Genomic DNA, 15,617 nt, shown 5'->3' with positions numbered 1-15,617 from the left:
AACATCAGAGTGAGGGTGAGGAAGATATGCGGCGGCTAGCCGATTTCGTGGTGCGATGGCCGTGGGCGGTGATCGGCGCCTGGGTCGCGCTGGCCATCGCTCTGCCATTGACCTTCCCCTCACTGACCGAGATGGCGGAGAAGCATCCGCTCGCCATCCTGCCTGCCGACGCGCCGTCGAGTGTTGCCGCCAAGAAGATGACCGAGGCGTTCCACGAATCGAGCAACGACGATCTCCTCCTGGTCGTGTTCATCAACGAGAACGGACTGGGGGCCGACGACGCGGCGAGCTACCGCAAGGTGGTGGACGCGGTACGGCACGACCTGACGAACGTCGTGTCGGTGCAGGACTTCATCGGCACGCCCGAACTGCGAAAGTTCCTGACGAGTGAGGACAACAAGACCTGGGTTCTGCCGATTGGCCTCGCGGGCGAGTTGGGCACGCCCAGGGCTTTCGACTCCTACAACCGGGTGACCAGCCTCATCCAGCACAGCATCGACGGCAGTGCGACCACCGTGCACATCACCGGTCCCGCGGCCACGGTCGCCGACCTCACCGTCGCGGGCGAGCAGGATCGTCTGCCGATCGAGCTCGCGATCGCCATCTTGGTGCTCGCGGTGCTGCTCCTGGTCTATCGCAGCGCATTGACCATGATGCTTCCGTTGGTGACGATCGGGTCGTCGCTGGTGATCGCGCAGTCCGTGGTGGCGGCCTACTCGCATCTGACCGGCGCGGGCGTCTCGAACCAGTCCATCGTGTTCCTGAGCGCGATCCTGGCCGGCGCCGGCACGGACTACGCGGTATTCCTCATCAGTCGCTATCACGACTATCTGCGGTCGGGTAAGACTTACGACCAGGCGGTCAGGGCCGCGATGATGTCGATCGGCAAGGTGATCACCGCATCCGCCACAACGGTGGGTATCACCTTCCTGCTCCTGAGCTTCGCCAAGATGGGTGTCTTCCAGACGGTCGGAGTGTCGTCGGCGATCGGCATCGGCGTCGCCTACCTGTCGGGAATGACCCTGCTGCCCGCGATCCTGGTGCTCGCCGGGCCGCGCGGCTGGGTCAGGCCGCGGCGCGAGCTCACTGCCCAGTTCTGGCGGCGGTCCGGCATTCGTATCGTGCGTCGGCCCATTCCCCACCTGGTTACCAGTGTGCTGGTATTGGCCCTGCTGGGAAGCTGCGCGCTGCTCGCGCGCTACAACTATGACGACCGCAAGGCCGTGTCGCCGTCGGCACCGAGTTCAGTCGGGTACGCCGCGCTGGAACGCCACTTCCCGCTCAGCCAATCCATTCCCGAGTACATCCTCATCCAGTCACCGCGTGACCTACGCACCCCACAGGCCCTCGCCGACCTGGAACAGATGGCTTCTCGCATCGCCCAGCTGCCGGAGGTGGGCCTGGTCAGCGGCGTCACCCGCCCGCTCGGCGAGGTGCCACCGGAATTCAGGGCCACCTATCAGGCGGGGCTCGTCGGCACCCGGCTGGCCGACGGCTCCAACCAGATCAGTCAGCGCAGCAGCGACCTGAATCGACTCACCTCCGGGGCCAACACCCTGGCCGGCAGCCTCGGTGACCTCCGCACGCAGCTCAACAAGATCGTCCCCGGTCTGCAGAGTCTGCTCGACGCGTCGGCCTCTCTGAAGACCAAATCCGGCGGCGACGAGCTGGTGCGGAACGTGGACAACGCCGCCAAGCTCGTCGACGCCATCAATGCGCTCGCCAACGACATGGGGTGGAACTTCTCCACCGCGAAGGACATGTTCGCCTGGATCAACCCGGTCTTGAACGCGCTACAGGCCAACCCGGTCTGCGATGCCGATGCCTCCTGCGCCACCACCCGCGGCCAATTCGAGCGGCTCGTCGGCGAGCGCAACAGCGGACGCCTCGACGAGATCAATCAGCTCGCTCATCAGCTCGGGAATTCCCAGGGCAACAAGGCAACCCTCTCCTCGACGGTGACCAAGCTGAACACTTCACTCCTGAGTGTCATGAACGGGCTGCAGGCCATGGGCCTGGACAAGCCCGGCGGCCCGCAGGCCGGACTCAACCAGTTGCGGCAGGGCGCCGACCGACTGGCCGGCGGCAGCCAGCAGGTGGCCGGTGGTGTGGATCAACTCGTCGGGCAGATCAAGGTGATCGTCAACGGCCTCAACCAGGCGTCGTCATTCCTGCTGACGATGAAGACCAACGCCGCGGACCCATCGCAGGCGGGCTTCAACATTCCCGCCGAGGTGCTGAGCAATCCGGATTTCCAGAGGGCCGCCAAGGCGTTCATCTCACCGGACGGCCACTCGGTGCGGTACTTGGTTCAGACGAAACTCAATCCGTTCAGTCCCGAGGCGATGGACCAGGTCAACCAGATCAGTGACGTCGCCAAGGGGGCTCAGCCCAACACCACGCTGGCCGACGCCACGATATCGATGGGCGGATTCCCGACCGCGCTGCGCGACACGCGCGACTATTACCAGCACGATATCCGGTTCATCATCGCGGCGACCCTGATCGTCGTGCTGCTGACCTTGATGGTGTTGCTGCGGGCGATTGTCGCGCCGCTCTATCTCGTCGGTTCGGTGGTGCTGTCGTACTTCGCGGCCATCGGTATCGGGGTACTGACATTCCAGTTCCTGCTCGGCCAGCAGTTGCACTGGACCGTGCCGCCCTTGGCTTTCGTGGTACTTGTCGCGGTGGGTGCGGACTACAACATGCTGTTCGTATCGCGGATGCGCGACGAATCCACAAACAGCGTGCGCTACGGCATCATTCGCGCGCTGAATTCCACAGGTGGCGTCATCACGGCGGCCGGGCTGATCTTCGCTGCGTCAGTGGGCGGTCTGCTCTTCTCTAGCATTGGAATCGTGGTCCAGGGCGGCTTCGTCATCGGTGTGGGAATCCTGCTGGATACGTTCGTCGTTCGGACCATCACGGTGCCCGCCATCGCGGCGTTGGTGGGCTGGGCCAACTGGTGGCCGTCCCGGGCCAGCAAGCGTCAGAGACCGTCGGTGACATCACCCCCACCTTCCGAACCGGCGACGCAGGCGGGCTAGCACGCGAAATGTATGTGAGACTGAAATGAAGCCGAGCGGTCAGGAGCACGGATGAAAGACCTCCTCGCAGGAGCGGCCCTGCTGGTAGTCGCCAGCATGACAGGCTGTTTCGGCATCCCGTCCGCGGTGGCCGATGACCCGCAGGTTCCTGGACCACCCATTCCCGGGATTTCGGCCAGCGGGATACCGATGGCCGCACCAGTGTCGCCGGACCGGACCGCATATGCCCTGGGCGGCGCGCACGTACTCGGTATCCCCTATGACGAGTACATCCGGATGACCGGCAAGGACTGGTTCCCGGGCATGAAGCGGGCAAACATCTGGTACCCCGCGGGACAGGTGCAGGGCCACACCCTGGAACGCCTGTTCCCCGGCATCGGTCCGGTAGGGGAGAAGATCATGCCGGGCCTGGGTCTGGACGGCCCCAGCATCGGCGAGTCGATCGACATCGGAGAACCCAACCTCGAGAACGCCATTCGCGATGGCGGTCCCGGTACGGCGATGGGATTGTCCGAGGGAGCGCTCGTACTCAACGCCGTCAAATCGGCGTTGGCGACCGATCCGACCGCACCGGCGCCGGATACATTGACCTTCGCAACCTTCGGCGACCCGATCGCGAAAAGCCCCTTCAGTGAGAGCTTCCTGACGCAGAACTTCCCCGTCGGCTCCGTAGTGCCGTTCATGGACTATCCCGTACCGGCTCCGGTGGAGAGTCAGTACCACACCGATCAGTTCATCTCCGCCTACGACAGCATCGCGGACTGGCCGGACCGGCCGGACAACCTGTTTGCGGTCGCCAACGCCATCGCGGGTCTGGCCACCGGTCACACCGCGATTGCCTTCACCAACCCGAAAATGGTTCCGGCGCAGAACATCAGGACGGAGTTCAACTCCCGGGGAGGGTCGACCACGACCTACTTCATCCCCGAGCAACACCTTCCCCTGGTGCTGGGCTTCAAGTATCTCGGGGTGCCGGAGGAAACGCTGAACAGGCTCGACGCGATCCTGCAACCGCGGGTCGATGCGGGCTACTCACGTAACGATGACCCGGCAACGGCACCGATCACTGTGGATCCGGTGCGCGGCTTCGATCCCGCAAAAGTCACCGCGCCGGCCAATCAGGCGACGTTCGGCGGCGGCTCCGATCCGATTTCACAGATCACCAGCGGCGCCCTGGCCGTGCTAGGCAACGGCACCCGCTCGACCCCTCCCAATTAAGTACGGACAAACACATGACACCTTCGACCCAGTCATCCATCCTCTCGATGCTGCACGGACGTGCCAGCCTGCGGCCGGATGACCTCGCGTTCACCTTCACCGACTACACCCACAACCCGGCTGGTGTTGCCGAAAGCCTCACGTGGTCGCAGTTGTCACGCCGCACCTTCAATGTGGCCCGCGAGCTGAGCCAGCACGCGGCGGTCGGCGACAGGGCCCTGATCCTGGCTCCACAGAGCCTCGAATACATCCTGGCCTTCCTCGGTTCCATGCAGGCCGGGCTGATCGCGGTGCCGCTCCCGCTGCCGCACCGCGGCTCAAGTCTTGATCGAGTGAGTGCCGTCTTCGACGACACGTCGCCCTCGGTGGTGCTCACGACCTCGGCGGTCGCCGGCGACGTCGGCGATTACGTCGATCAGTCCCGCCTCGAGATCGCCCCCAAGATCATCGAAATCGACGCGTTGCGGCTCGATATCGACGGCGGGCCGAGCGTCGTGCCGACCGACATGCCGGACATCGCGTACTTGCAGTACAGCTCGGGTTCGACCCGAACGCCGACCGGGGTCGAGCTTTCGCATCGCAATCTCCAGGTGAACTTCGAGCAATTGATGCGCAGCCTTTTCGCGGACGCCGGGGTCAAAATCCCGTCTGATGTCACGATCGTGTCGTGGTTGCCCTTCTACCACGACATGGGCTTGGTGCTGGGCGTCTGTGCGCCCATCCTGGGCGGCTTTCACGCCCAGTTGACCAGTCCGATGGCCTTCTTGGAAAACCCCGCCCGGTGGATGCGAGCGCTCGCCGAGAATCCCCATCCGTTCTCCTCGGCGCCCAACTTCGCCTTTGATCTGGCGGCCCGCAAGACCACCGACAGCGACCTGGCCGGGCTCGACCTCGGTGGGGTGCTCGGCATCATCAGCGGCGCCGAACGCGTCGAGCAGGCCACCCTGCGACGCTTCGTGGATCGGTTCGCGCACTTCAATTTCCAGGACAGCATGATGCGTCCCTCCTATGGGCTGGCGGAGGCAACGGTCTTCGTGGCCTCGGGGACATGGAGCGAGACAGCACCCGCGACCCACTTCGACGTCGAAGAGCTGTCCGCGGGCCGCGTTCAGCGTTGCCCGGCCGGGACAGGCACGGCACTGGTCAAATACCACGTGCCGCACTCCCCCACCGTGCGGATCATCGACAGCGCCACCCACCGGGAGTGCACACCGGACGTGGTCGGCGAGATCTGGGTGCACGGCGAAAATGTCGCCTACGGCTATTGGCGCAAGTCGCCCGAGGAGCAGCGTTGCTTCGGGGCAACGGTGCTCGACCCGTCGCCGGGCACCCCGGACGGGCCCTGGTTGAGGACTGGTGACCTCGGGTTCATCTCCGAGGGCGAGCTGTTCATCGTCGGCCGCATCAAGGACCTGCTGATCATTCGTGGACGCAACTACTATCCCGAGGACATCGAGGCCACGGTTCAAGAGATCACGCGTGGCCGAGTCGCGGCGATATCGGTCCCGTTCGACAGCACCGAGAAGCTGGTGACCGTCATCGAGCTCAAGAAGCGCGGCGATTCCGGCGACGCGGCGACGCACTGGCTCGAGGAGATCAAGAGCGAGGTCACCTCGGCGATATCCAATGAGCACGGCGTGAATGTCGGAGATCTCGTTCTCGTGCCGCCCGGGTCACTTCCCACCACGACAAGCGGCAAGATCCGGCGCGCGGCCTGTGTCGAGCAGTATCTCCAGGACCAGTTCACCCGGTTGGACGCGGACACTCGCGTCGGGGTTGCCTGACCTCGTTCGGTAGAACGCCGTCAGATGCCGGCAATCCCGACCGCGAGCAACACGCATCCGACCAAGGCCAAGACCAGCGCGATGTTGCGCCGCCGGTTGGACTGTATCCAGCTGTTCAGCCTTGCCATCGCCTCGGCCGTCCGCTCCGGCGCGGCAAGATGAGCCAGCAACGGCACTTCGATCAGCGCGAAGGCGATGACGTTGAACATCAGCAACGCGCTGACCTGCGTTGCTGGTGCAGAGCCCGAGGCCACGATCACGGCAAGCGCGGCCAGGAAGTCGACGGAGGGCAGCGCGATGCCCAACCCCGCGACCGCGGCCACCCACAGCGAGCCACCGGTCGCGATGGACTGGATACGCCCAGTGACCTTGTCCAACTGCGCGTTGGAGGCGGGACCCCGCACACGCGAGGCCAGTAATGCGGCGACCAGCAGCGCCGCCACCCCGATGCCGACCTGTACCCGCGGCAACGTGAACTGCGCCGATCCGGTGGACACGTGCCGGAAGGCGAACAGCACCGCCAGCCCCACCGCCATCCCCATCACGAACCCACCACACAGGAATGCCAGCAGCTGCAGCTGTGGGCGTGGCCGACTGAGCATCAGCACCGTCATACCCAGACGGAAGGGTTCGAAGCTGACGGCAATGGCCATCACCAGCAGGGTGATCCACATGGGTGTCAGGGCCGCGACCATTCCGTGCGGAGATCGAGAACCGCCATCAGCGCCGACTCGACGCAGGCGTCCAGCGGCAGGTGGGCATCCGGTCCCAGCCATCGTCGGAAGCCAAACTCGGCGGCGGCCAGGAGCATGTGCACGATCAGCCCGGGTCGCTGATCGGCCACCGCATCGAGCCCCATCCGGTCGGCCGCGATCGCGGTCAGCTGCTCGCGGTCCTGCACCGAGATGAGGGATACCCGGGCCATCAGCTCGGGGGCCGTCAGGATGGCCGTGCGCCACCGGTGCAGCTCGTCGTCGTTGACCTCGGCGCTGCGCTCGGAAATGGCCGCCGCCAAGGCGACGGGAACCGCCTCACCCCCGGGCCTGTGGGAAAACCTCGTGGTGATCGCGTCACCACTGATGAGCAAGGGGGCGAGTAGCAGGTCTTCCTTCGCGTTCACATGCCGGAAGTAGGTGCTCGCCGAAACCCCCGCAGCGGCCGCGATCTCCTCGGTGGTCACCGTATGGAACCCGCGCTCGGCGAAAAGAGCGATGGCCGCGTTGTAGATATCGCTGCGCACTCTCATCCGCTGACGTGATCGCAGCGAGCCGGTCATATGTCTGACCTTGACACAGCGCCCCATGCCGTGGCAATTTGACAGTTACTGTCAAATTGATATCAACTCGCAGAGGATGGCCAGGGTGAGCGAGATCTTCGACGTCGTAGTGGTGGGTTCGGGCGCCGCCGGCATGTCCACGGCGATTACCGCCACGCTGCACGGCTTATCCGTTGTGATCGTCGAGAAGGCCCCGCAATGGGGCGGCTCGACCGCGCGATCGGGCGGCGGCGTCTGGATCCCCGGAAACCACTTCCTCGCGAAATCGTCCGGAAAGTCATCCGCCGACGAGCTCGATGATGCGCGCACCTACCTTCACCACATCATCGGCCCGTATGCCGCCACGGATCGCATCAACGCCTACATCGATCGCGGCCCCGAGGCGCTGAAGTTCCTCGCCGACAACTCCGCACTCAGCCTGGAGTGGGTGCGCGGCTACTCGGACTACTTTCCGGAGGCCCCGGGTGGGCGCGCCGGCGGAAGATCTTGCGAACCAAAACCATTCGATGCACGACAGCTCGGATCTGACCTCGACACCATGGCGCCGTTCTATACCAAGGCCCCCATGAACGTCGTCGTCAAACAATCCGACTACCGGTGGCTGAGCACCGGGCTGCGGCACTGGCGCGGCCCCTGGCACATGTTCCGCATTGGCGCCCGCACCGCCCTCGCCAAGCTTCGGCGCCAACACCTCGTCGGCGTTGGAAGCGCGCTTGTCGCATCGCTTTTCATCGGCATCAAGGAAGCGGGCATCCCGGTGCGGCTGAGCACGGCGTTACGCGAGCTCGTCGTCACTGACGGTCGCGTCACCGGCATCGTCACCGATCAGGGCACCATCACCGCGCGATGCGGCGTCATGATCGCGTGCGGGGGCTTTGACCACAACGCGCAGATGCGCGCGAAGCACCACCGTGAACCCGCCGGCGCGCAGTGGTCGATCGGCGCCACCTCGAACACCGGTGACGGCATCCTCGCCGCCGAAACAGCCGGTGCCGCAGTATCTCTCATGGACGACGCATGGTGGGCGCCATCGATTCCGCTACCCAGGGGGCCATGGTTCGCGCTCGCCGAGCGATCGCTGCCCCGCAGCATCCTGGTCAATTCCCGCGGGCATCGATTCATGAATGAATCGCTGCCCTACGTCGAAGCCACCCACCAGATGTTCGGCGGCCAGTTCGGCACCGGAACGGGCCCCGCCGAGAACCTGCCCGCATGGCTGATCTTTGACCAGACGTATCGGAACCGGTACACCTTCGCCGGTGTCACCGGGCGCGCCCCGCTCCCCAAATCCTGGCTGAGCAGCGGCGCAATCATCAAGGCGGACAGCATCACCGAGCTAGCGCAAGCGATCGACGTACCCGCGGACGCACTCAAATCCACGATCGGCCGGTTCAACGAATTCGCACGCAGCGGACGCGACGGGGACTTCCATCGCGGCGAGTCCGCGTACGACCACTACTACGGCGACATCACCAACAAGCCCAATCCGAGCCTGGGAGAACTGACCCAAGCCCCGTTTTACGCGGCCCGCATGGTGCCGGGCGATCTGGGCACCAAGGGCGGTATCGACACCGATGTCAACGCACGTGCACTACGCCCCGACGGCTCCGTCATACCCGGGCTGTACGCCGCCGGAAACGCGAGCTCCGCACTGATGGGGCACACCTATGCGGGGCCGGGCGCCACCATCGGGCCTGCCCTCGTATTCGGCTATCTGGCCGCACTCGATCTAGCCACCGGTCGTCGTGCGAAGGGCTCATCGTAACCGCCGGTCTTCGCGCAAGCGGCTCATCCATCACGGCTGCAAGCGCTGCACCCGACCATCGGTGACGATGATCCGGTTGTGCACGCGGTTCTCCCGCCCCTGCCAGAATTCGACGGTCTCGGGAGCAATCACATAGCCGCCCCACTGCGGGGGCACCGGCACCGCGTCCACATCGGCGAACCTCCGAGTGACGTCTTCGAGTTGAGCCAACAGCGCCTCTCGCGACGCGATGGGCGCGGACTGCTGGGACGCCCACGCCCCCAGCTGCGAGCCACGTGGCCGATTGGTCCAGTAGTTTGCGGTCTGCGCAGGATCGACCTTGGCCACCCGACCGCGCACATGTACCTGTCGCCCCAGCGCGTACCAGGGGAAGGTGACACTGGCATACGGCGCGTGATCGAGCTGGCGCCCCTTGGCGGAATCGTAGTTTGAGAAGAAGGTCACACCCGCGGAGTCGAACCCCTTGCACAACACCGTGCGCGTGGCGGGCCGACCGCCGTCGACGGTGGCGAGCACCATCGCGTTCGGTTCGGGGATGCCCGAGGACACCGCGAGGTCAAACCATTTGTGTAGCAAGGGAAGCCAGCCATCGGCGAGCCAGTCAACATCCAGATCTCCACTGCCGTCCTTCTCTCCGGGACGGTAGTCCGAGCGCAGCCATTCGGTCACGAAAAGCACGCTACAGGCGGGCGCTTAAGAGAGATCGAACGAACTAAGAATTGCCCTTAATTGCGGGTGCAAGAATCGCCTTTACCGAGTTGTTACCCACAGGTAGGGAGTCGAGAATCATGACGGTTGCAGCGCCGCTACCAGCGGATTTCGCACCTGGACTGGAGGGCGTGACCGCCTTCGCCACCGAGATCGCCGAGCCCGACAAGGACGGCGGCGCCCTGCGTTACCGCGGTGTCGACATCGATGATCTGGTCGCCCAACGGGTGACCTTCGGTGATGTATGGGCGCTGTTGGTCGACGGCAAGTTCGGCCAGGGACTCCCCCCGGCTGAGCCCTTTCCCGTTCCGGTACATACCGGGGACGTCCGCGTCGATGTACAGGCCGGACTCGCGATGCTCGCACCCATCTGGGGCTTCGAACCGCTCTTGGACACCGAGGACTCCGTCGCTCGCCATCAGCTGGCCCGCGCCTCGGTGATGGCGCTCTCGTACGTCGCCCAGTCGGCGCGGGGTACGGCCTTGCCCGCCGTACCTCAAAAGACCATCGACGAATGTTCGACCGTCACATCACGTTTCATGACTCGCTGGCAGGGTGAGCCAGATCCCAAGCACGTCGAGGCCATCGACGCCTACTGGGTGTCGGCCGCCGAACACGGCATGAACGCCTCGACGTTCACCGCCCGGGTCATCGCCTCCACCGGTGCGGACGTGGCTGCCGCACTCTCGGGTGCGGTGGGCGCGATGAGTGGCCCGCTGCACGGTGGCGCACCTGCCCGCGTGCTGCCGATGATCGAGCAGGCCGAAAAGACCGGTGACGCCCGCGGCGTCATCAAGGGCATTCTGGATCGCCGCGAAAAGCTCATGGGCTTCGGCCACCGGGTGTACCGCGCCGAGGATCCGCGTGCGCGTGTGCTGCGCGCCACTGCCAAGCGTCTCGGCGCCGCGCGCTACGAGGTGGCGGCCGCCGTCGAGCAGGCCGCACTCACCGAGCTGCGGGAACGCCGTCCCGATCGCGTTATCGAAACCAATGTGGAGTTCTGGGCAGCGGTCATTCTCGACTTCGCGCAGGTACCCACCCGCATGATGCCGGCGATGTTCACCTGCGCCCGCACCGCGGGCTGGAGCGCGCACATCATGGAGCAGAAGCGCCTCGACAAGCTGGTACGTCCGGCGGCACTCTATGTCGGGCCGGGGCCACGCTCCATTGAATCGGTCGAAGGATACGGGCTTCTGCGCTCTCGGGTGGGTGCTTAACCCGAAGTCCTGGCGTCACCACGCGTGAGGTGGTTGGGTGGGTCACATGACCTCCGAAGTACCTCCCGTAGTGCCCTCTGTTTCCCCATACATCATCGTCGAGGACTCACGCGCAGCGATCGAGTTCTATAAGAAGGCTTTTGGCGCCGAAGAACTCGGCCTGCTGGAGACTCCCGACGGCAAGGTGATGCACGCCGCCGTCAAGATCAACGGCACGACGATCATGATGAACGACGACTTCCCCGAGTACAACGACGGCAAGTCCAGCACCCCCACCGCGCTCGGCGGCACCCCGGTCACGATTCACCTCACGGTGCCCAATGTCGATGACTGGTTCAGTCGCGCTGTCGACGCCGGAGCGAGCATCGAGATGCCGCTCGAAGACCAGTTCTGGGGTGACCGCTTCGGCGTCATCAAGGATCCGTTCGGGCACCTGTGGTCGTTGGGTCAACCGGTCAAGATCGTCAACCCCGAAGACCTCAAGAAGTACGCCGCGGGCGGCGTCGACTAAAGCCCAACAACCGCTAGCGCAGCAAGTCTTCCAACGCGGACCCGCGAATTGCCTTGCGCCACAACGGTGGCTGCGGGGCACTCGCGGCGACGCGGAGCATCTCGGACACCGAGACAAACTTGTCACGCGGACGGCCTTCACCCTTACCGCGCGCAATCTCCGCGCGGTCGATGGCCAGCCACCCATCGTGGCCGACGATCGTCGGCTGGCGCCGCTGGATCAGCTTGGATAGGCCCGACAGCCGTTGCACGGGATCGGCCAGCAGTCCGTGGTTATAGTCCTCGACCAGCGAGGTGATGGTCTGCTGCGAGCACGACTTGTTGGTCCCGATGAAGCCGGTCGGACCGCGCTTGATCCATCCCGCCACATAGGTGCCGGGATGCGCCTTCCCGGTGTCCGGATCCGTCACCCGCCCTTGTTCATTCGGGATGATCGCACGCTGGTTGTCGAACGGCACGTCGGGCATCGGGACACCGCGGTAGCCGATCGAGGTGAGCACCAGGCCCGCTTGGATGGTGTCGGTGGCATCACCGTGCTGGAACTCGATGCCTTCCACGCGGCCGTCCCCGAGCACCTTGATGGGGGTGCGGTTGTAGGCGAAGCGGATGGTCTTACCGCCCGGCTCCCGTGCCTCACGCGGGCAGGTGCTGAGCACTTCCAGCTTCTGCCGCGTCAACGGCTCCAGATGTGTCTGCAGTGCCTCGTCGACGAGGTCCGCTGTTTCCTGGTCGATGACCACCGTCATATCGGGGAGACCGACGAGACCGAGCAGCTCGGGCAGGGTGAACGCCGAATGCTCGGGACCGCGGCGCCCGACGATGACTACCTCGCGCAGCGTGCTACTGCGCAACGCGGTCAAGGCGGTATCCGAAATATCCGTGCGCGCAAGGCGATCAGTGTCTCCGGTGAGCACCCGAGCCACGTCCAGGGCCACGTTTCCGTTGCCGATGACCACCGCTCGCTGATGATCGAGGTTCACCCGGAAATCGGTGTAATCGGGGTGCGCGTTGATCCACGCGACCACCTGGGTGGCGGTGGCGTTGCCGGGTAACTCAATCCCCGGGATGTCCAGGCGGCGATCCGAGGACGCACCGACGGAGTAGATCACCGCATGGTGATGCGCCAACAGTTCCGCGTGGGTGATGTCCTTACCCACCTCGACATTCAGGAAGAACTCGAAGTTGGGCTGCGCGGCCATCGTGTCGAAAAGCTTCGTCACCCGCTTGGTCTGCTGGTGATCGGGGGCCACCCCGGCACGCACCAAACCGTAGGGAGCGGGCAGCCTTTCGAACATATTGACCTTCACGTGCGGCTGGGTCAGCAGCTCGTCGGCGGCGTACATGGCCGCCGGACCGGAGCCGATGATGGCCACCTTCAGTGCACGGCCGGACGTGCGGACCGGCGGCGCCTGAATGACCGGAGCCAAGCTGGCACGTGGGATTTCGCGCGGATAGAACTCGGAGTTGATCCGCAGGAAGGGCAGCTGCTCTTCCTTGAGAACCGAATCCGGCTTGATGGCGTCCACGGGGCAGGCGGCGACACAAGCACCACAGTCGACGCATGCGGAGGCGTCGATGTGCAACATCTCCGCCTTGAGGAAATCCGGCTCGTCAGGCGTGGGGTGGATGCAGTTCACCGGGCATGCGTAAACGCACGAACCCTCGTTACAGCACGCCTGGGTAACGACGTGTGGCATCAGGCGGGAACAGCGCTGTGCGAATCAGGCACTGCGGCTCCCGGAGCCGAGTAATTCACCAACGGACCGCGCTGCGGCTCGCTGCGGTAACGGGCGGCACGCCCATCGATGTGCAGCGCCCGCCACACCAGCTTGGACACCGGGTTCATCATCCCGGTTTCCCTGGCCAGCATCCGCACGTCGGAGAAGACCTCGCTCATCGTCTGCCGAGAGGCCGGGCTCTTCCAGAAGATCTCCTTCATCACCTCTTGCGGGATGTCGAATCTCTTGGCGAAACTGCGCGGCGGCGTCATGATGGCGCCCATCAGCACCCGCATGGTGATCGGGGTGGCAATCGACAACACAAACCGGTTGAACCAGTGCATGGCCGGGACGCGCTTGCGCAGGTACTCATGCGCGAAGGAGATGTGCCGGGCCTCCTCGGCCACGTGGATCTCCATGACGCGCTTCATGATGGGGTGCAGGTTGTCGCCCTCGCGCAGCACGTTCTTCTGCGTGTGGTCGATGGGCTCCTCACCGGCGAGCACACCCACGAAAAACATCTCGGGGAACGGCGTGGAGGCCAGCGGAACGAACGGGGACACCCAGCGCAGCAGGCGCGGCATACCGGGCACGTCGACACCGAGGCGGTTGACCATCTCCTGGAACATCAGGGTGTGGTTGCACTCTTCGATGGACTCGTGGTTGAGGTACCGGAACTCCGGTGAACCGTTGGGCACGCTGAACGCGTACTGGATGAGACCGCGGATCAGGATGCTCTCGAAGTGCAGACCCACCTTGGCGACGTTGGCCTGCCGCCACATGCCGATCTCGATTTGCTTCTCCAGCGGCTGCGCCTGGTACCAGGGGTGCCGGCCGAACGGATCGGTCCGGTGCGGGAGCACCCAGCGTGGATCATTGGGGACGACGGCATACTCCGGGTTATCCCAGTCGATGTCGATGAAGGGATCGAAGTTCCGGTGCGTGGAGCCGTGCGACAGGGTCTCGAGCACCTGCACGTAGCTCGCGTCGGCGCGTACTTCTTTCTTCGCGCGGAGCTTCTCGCGGAGCGACATGGCTTATCTCCTTTGATTCGTCCAAAGACGCAGTAACGGACCTGCAAACTTTTACGTTCTGGGGCTACTTGAAAGTCTACAAGCTCTGGGCGAGTGTAAACAGGGCGAGAAGCCCCTATCTAGGTTTGGGACGAAACGTCCCATGTGACGTTCTCTGCACGTATTGTTTTGTGTGAGGCAGGTCTCAATGGGGCACCGTTTAGGCTGGTAGTCGTGGCTGAATTGACCATCCCCGCTGACCTCCTGCCCGCCGACGGACGTTTCGGCTGCGGCCCCTCCAAAGTGCGCCCCGAACAGCTGCAATCGCTCGTGACCGCCGGAGCCTCCCTCTTCGGTACTTCGCATCGGCAAGCGCCGGTCAAGAACCTGGTCGGTCGCGTCCGCGAGGGGCTCAAGGAGCTCTTCTCCGCACCCGACGGTTACGAGGTCATCCTCGGCAACGGCGGCTCCACCTTGTTCTGGGATGCTGCCGCCTTCGGCCTGATCCGCGAGAAGTCGCTGCACTTGACCTTCGGCGAGTTCAGCTCGAAGTTCGCCTCCTGCGTGGCCAAGAACCCATTCGTCGGGGATCCCATCAAGGTGACCGCCGATCCCGGTGGCGCGCCCGCGCCCGTCTCGGATCCATCGGCCGATGTGATCGCCTGGGCCCATAACGAGACGTCGACAGGCGTCATGGTTCCGGTGCAGCGTCCGGCCGGCTCCGAGAACGCGCTGGTGCTCATCGACGCCACCTCCGGTGCCGGTGGCCTGCCGGTGGATGTCACCGAGGCAGACGCCTACTACTTCGCGCCGCAGAAGAATTTCGCGGGCGACGGCGGGCTGTGGCTCGCGGTCATGAGCCCGGCCGCGCTGGAGCGCGTGGCGGAGATCGGCGGCAGCGGACGCTGGGTGCCGGACATCCTGTCCCTGCCCATCGCGGTGGAGAACAGCCTCAAGAACCAGACCTATAACACCCCCGCCATCGGAACGCTGCTGCTGCTGGCCGATCAGATCGACTGGCTGCTGGGCAATGGCGGCCTGGATTGGGCCACCAAACGGACCTCCGATTCGGCGTCGCGGCTGTACTCCTGGGCCGAGACGACGGCGTACACCACACCCTTCGTGGCGGTCCCGGCGCAGCGTTCGCAGGTGGTGGGCACCATCGACTTCAACGACGATGTGGACGCGGCCGCCGTGGCGAAGGTGTTGCGTGCCAACGGCGTTGTGGACACCGAGCCATACCGCAAGCTGGGCCGCAACCAGCTGCGAGTGGCGATGTTCGCGGCCATCGATCCCGAGGACATCTCCCAGCTGACGCAGTGCATCGATTGGGTCGTCGAGCGCCTCTGACTCACACCTTC

The 15,617-nt window shown here is 64.8% G+C and carries 12 protein-coding genes; 7 read left to right on the top strand and 5 right to left on the bottom strand.

Annotation, left to right across the window (positions count from 1 at the left end):
- Nucleotides 1–26 precede the first annotated feature (26 nt).
- Genes DSM43276_RS03845 through DSM43276_RS03835 form a run of 3 tightly spaced genes read left to right on the top strand, consistent with a single transcriptional unit; the run spans nt 27 to nt 6,049 of the window.
- Nucleotides 27–3,047 carry an MMPL/RND family transporter gene (locus DSM43276_RS03845; RefSeq protein ID WP_078330732.1) on the top strand — a complete coding sequence of 1,007 codons (3,021 nt, stop codon included), beginning with the start codon at nt 27–29 and terminating at the stop codon, nt 3,045–3,047.
- A gap of 51 nt (nt 3,048–3,098) precedes the next feature.
- The gene (pe, locus tag DSM43276_RS03840; RefSeq protein WP_078330731.1) at nt 3,099–4,265 is read left to right on the top strand and encodes an acyltransferase PE; all 1,167 of its coding nucleotides are present in this window, start codon (nt 3,099–3,101) and stop codon (nt 4,263–4,265) included.
- A 14-nt stretch (nt 4,266–4,279) separates the two neighbouring features.
- Nucleotides 4,280–6,049, top strand: a complete 1,770-nt coding sequence (locus DSM43276_RS03835) for an AMP-binding protein (protein ID WP_078330730.1) — start codon at nt 4,280–4,282, stop codon at nt 6,047–6,049.
- 20 nt (nt 6,050–6,069) lie between these two features.
- On the opposite strand, the gene DSM43276_RS03830 is transcribed toward DSM43276_RS03835, so the two are convergent.
- Both DSM43276_RS03830 and DSM43276_RS03825 read right to left on the bottom strand, forming a co-directional pair.
- A complete protein-coding gene (locus tag DSM43276_RS03830; protein ID WP_078330763.1) occupies nt 6,070–6,723 on the bottom strand; it encodes a GAP family protein in 654 nt (217 codons plus the stop codon).
- A gap of 5 nt (nt 6,724–6,728) precedes the next feature.
- Complete coding sequence (locus DSM43276_RS03825) at nt 6,729–7,325, bottom strand: TetR/AcrR family transcriptional regulator (protein ID WP_234803081.1); 597 nt, start codon at nt 7,323–7,325, stop codon at nt 6,729–6,731.
- A 76-nt stretch (nt 7,326–7,401) separates the two neighbouring features.
- Between DSM43276_RS03825 and kstD the strand changes: the two genes are divergently transcribed.
- Nucleotides 7,402–9,090 (top strand): 3-oxosteroid 1-dehydrogenase, encoded by a 1,689-nt coding sequence (gene kstD, locus DSM43276_RS03820; RefSeq protein WP_109556226.1) that lies wholly within the window; start codon nt 7,402–7,404, stop codon nt 9,088–9,090.
- 30 nt (nt 9,091–9,120) lie between these two features.
- On the opposite strand, the gene pdxH is transcribed toward kstD, so the two are convergent.
- On the bottom strand, nt 9,121–9,768 hold the full coding sequence (gene pdxH, locus DSM43276_RS03815) for a pyridoxamine 5'-phosphate oxidase (RefSeq protein WP_078330728.1): 648 nt from the start codon (nt 9,766–9,768) through the stop codon (nt 9,121–9,123).
- A 110-nt stretch (nt 9,769–9,878) separates the two neighbouring features.
- On the opposite strand from pdxH, the gene DSM43276_RS03810 reads away from it, so the two are divergent.
- Both DSM43276_RS03810 and DSM43276_RS03805 read left to right on the top strand, forming a co-directional pair.
- Complete coding sequence (locus DSM43276_RS03810; protein ID WP_078330727.1) at nt 9,879–11,015, top strand: citrate synthase 2; 1,137 nt, start codon at nt 9,879–9,881, stop codon at nt 11,013–11,015.
- 46 nt (nt 11,016–11,061) lie between these two features.
- Nucleotides 11,062–11,526: a VOC family protein gene (locus DSM43276_RS03805; protein ID WP_078292770.1), complete on the top strand. Its 465-nt coding sequence runs from the start codon at nt 11,062–11,064 to the stop codon at nt 11,524–11,526.
- Between the two features lie 13 nt (nt 11,527–11,539).
- On the opposite strand, the gene DSM43276_RS03800 is transcribed toward DSM43276_RS03805, so the two are convergent.
- Together DSM43276_RS03800 and DSM43276_RS03795 are read right to left on the bottom strand one after the other, a co-directional pair.
- Nucleotides 11,540–13,222 carry an FAD-dependent oxidoreductase gene (locus tag DSM43276_RS03800; protein ID WP_109556225.1) on the bottom strand — a complete coding sequence of 561 codons (1,683 nt, stop codon included), beginning with the start codon at nt 13,220–13,222 and terminating at the stop codon, nt 11,540–11,542.
- Nucleotides 13,222–14,277: an AurF N-oxygenase family protein gene (locus DSM43276_RS03795; protein WP_078330725.1), complete on the bottom strand. Its 1,056-nt coding sequence runs from the start codon at nt 14,275–14,277 to the stop codon at nt 13,222–13,224. Before DSM43276_RS03795 ends, DSM43276_RS03800 begins: the two co-directional genes overlap by 1 nt.
- A gap of 213 nt (nt 14,278–14,490) precedes the next feature.
- Between DSM43276_RS03795 and serC the strand changes: the two genes are divergently transcribed.
- Nucleotides 14,491–15,606 (top strand): phosphoserine transaminase, encoded by a 1,116-nt coding sequence (gene serC, locus DSM43276_RS03790; RefSeq protein WP_078330724.1) that lies wholly within the window; start codon nt 14,491–14,493, stop codon nt 15,604–15,606.
- The last annotated feature ends 11 nt before the right edge of the window (nt 15,607–15,617 follow it).

Origin of the sequence: Mycobacteroides salmoniphilum (genome assembly GCF_004924335.1) — a bacterium.
Taxonomy (GTDB): Bacteria; Actinomycetota; Actinomycetes; order Mycobacteriales; family Mycobacteriaceae; genus Mycobacterium; species Mycobacterium salmoniphilum.
This window is presented reverse-complemented; position numbering and strand designations above follow the sequence as displayed.